At 39.8% G+C, this 2,103-nt stretch carries 4 protein-coding genes and 2 pseudogenes; 3 read left to right on the forward strand and 3 right to left on the reverse strand.

The features are described 5' to 3' along the window. Together ABZ924_RS38490 and ABZ924_RS38495 are read right to left on the reverse strand one after the other, a co-directional pair. Positions 1-232 (reverse strand): beta-propeller fold lactonase family protein (locus tag ABZ924_RS38490; RefSeq protein WP_361920385.1); only part of this gene is annotated, 232 nt, incomplete at its 3' end. A 16-nt stretch (positions 233-248) separates the two neighbouring features. After that, entirely contained in the window at positions 249-611 is a 363-nt protein-coding gene (locus ABZ924_RS38495; protein ID WP_361920387.1) for a hypothetical protein, read from the reverse strand. A 17-nt stretch (positions 612-628) separates the two neighbouring features. Between ABZ924_RS38495 and ABZ924_RS38500 the strand changes: the two genes are divergently transcribed. From ABZ924_RS38500 to ABZ924_RS38510, 3 genes and pseudogenes are all read left to right on the forward strand, one after another. Continuing rightward, positions 629-931: a hypothetical protein gene (locus tag ABZ924_RS38500; RefSeq protein ID WP_361920389.1), complete on the forward strand. Its 303-nt coding sequence runs from the start codon at positions 629-631 to the stop codon at positions 929-931. Positions 932-1,016: 85 nt separating this feature from the next. Beyond that, positions 1,017-1,508, forward strand: a pseudogene (locus ABZ924_RS38505) (IS30 family transposase); the annotation flags it as partial. Continuing rightward, a pseudogene (locus ABZ924_RS38510) lies at positions 1,506-1,667 on the forward strand (glutamine amidotransferase); the annotation flags it as partial. The pseudogenes ABZ924_RS38505 and ABZ924_RS38510, both read left to right, overlap by 3 nt. 23 nt (positions 1,668-1,690) lie before the next feature. Here the strand turns inward: ABZ924_RS38510 and ABZ924_RS38515 are convergent. Beyond that, the coding region (locus ABZ924_RS38515; protein ID WP_361920391.1) for an ATP-binding cassette domain-containing protein at positions 1,691-2,103 on the reverse strand (413 nt) is incomplete at its 5' end.

Genomic DNA, 2,103 nt, shown 5'->3' on the forward strand with positions numbered 1-2,103 from the left:
GGACAATATTCTCAACGATACAAGGCATGCCTGAACAACTCATTTTCAGCGTAGCAAGTGTGTGGGAGTTTTCATTCGCTACTACTAGCCACTCATTTCCTGGAATCAAAGCAAAATGTCTCGGTCCTTCTCCTCCGGACTCTGTCAATCCGAGCGTTTCTAACGTTCCATTTTCCTGGATAGCAAAAGAGGCAATACTATCGTAACCACGGTTTGACGCATAGACTAACATACTCTAGTAGTAAAGATCATATAAAATTGCAAAGAAAAAATGCTGCATAAAAAATTATGCAGCATTTTTTCTTTTTTCGTACAAAATTCGGATAATTCGTTTCAGTTGCGTTAATCCATTGTGAAACTTCATTTAGCATATTCTGCACTTGATCATTAGATAGACCAAATTCTTCTGCTTGATTCCAAATATCTATCATGACACTCCCTAAATTATAAGGATATGCAATGCTATCATGTACTAAGCTAGGTATTAATACTGCAAGTGCGTCTTTACCGGCTTGTCCATTATATGTTAAATGCGAAACATGCCATCCGGTTGTATTTCGGATTAATTCGTAGTGATCTCTATGGCCCCACCTTCTTGAAAAGAGGTTCATATAAAATGTAGTATCTAATGTTTGATCAGTTGGTTCATCATTTGCTGAAAGATCATTTAGATATGACAGCAAATCTTCAACTGGATGAATCAGAAAAAAACGGAAAAAGTGTTGAGAGTATCGTGGGGAGTGATCCCAAACAATATATAAAAAGCATCGGGAAAACTTTGCCGACAGACAAGAAAGAGTTATTCGTTTTAATCCCATCTACCATTCTCGTCATTCTCGCATATTTGTGTTACGTTCCTGCGATAGAAGGAAATTTCAGGGTTTCTCAGAATATCTTGTTATGGGGTTCGATAATAGTACGCCGATTGTAAAATTAAGCTAGACAACTAAAAAAGTCATTCATGGTACACTCTACATGTATTTTCCGACCAAAGAAAAACAGAGGAGTGACCACGAATGACCTACACCCATCTTACCACGGATGAACTGGTGATGATAGAATCCTATCACCGCCAAAACATACCCGTGGCGATTATCGCAAATCAAATGAAACGTTCCAGGCAGCCAATTTACAAGGTCATCAATTTCCTGAAATTGGGACATACAGCCCTCGACTTTTACACACAATACAAGAAAAACAAGAAACGCTGCGGACGCCAAAAAATCGTTTTGCCGAAGAAACAAATGACCTATATTCAAGACAAGGTGGCGCAGGGCTGGACGCTTGATGTCATTGTGGGACGCGCCGAGACAGCGATCGACTGTTCCGTGCGCACCATCTACCGCATGTTCAAAAATCGGGTCTTTGATGTTGCCACACTGCCGATGAAAGGCAAACGGAAACCCAATGGTCACGAGGAACGCCGCGGAAAACAGGCGTTCAAACGGCATATTTCCGACCGGGAAACCGATTATCCTTCTTTCAAAGAAGAGTTCGGGCACATCGATTTAGTTACTGCATCAGGAATAGCTCCATTAGAATTTGCAATGGAAGTTCTAAAAAAATTAGATGTATTTGCACCTGATACATTACATTCGTGGTATAACCTGAACAAGACTCAAGAACCTGAATACTTTTTCCAATTAATGAACTCATTAAATAACTAAAGTGCTTAAAATTCTCAATTTCTCTACAAATCAAGATAGAGAAATTGAGCAACACCTACTTTGTCAGTAACGGTCAGTGTTCTTGTTTGCATGTCGTAAACTTTGTCGCAAAGCCCTTCCATGAATTCAATATCATGAAAAATTCCAACAAGTGTCGTGCCATTCGCTTTTAACTTTTCAATAATTTCCCGCACTTTCAGTTTTGATTGATAATCAAGGCTGGCAGTCGGTTCATCGAGCAAGAGCAAGCGCGGTTTTTTTACAGTTGCCATCGCAATGTTCAAACGTAATTTTTCACCGCCTGAAAATGTATTGGGGTAGCTATCCCAAAGTTTCGGATCAATTTCAAAATGAGCCAATGCTTTTTCCGCTTCTTCGTGTGCGATTGATGCTGCTGAACCCATTTCTAGTAAAGCGTTGGTTACCAATTGACGAC

Origin of the sequence: Streptomyces sp. NPDC046876, from assembly GCF_040645035.1 — a bacterium.
In the GTDB taxonomy this organism is placed as follows: Bacteria; Actinomycetota; Actinomycetes; order Streptomycetales; family Streptomycetaceae; genus Streptomyces.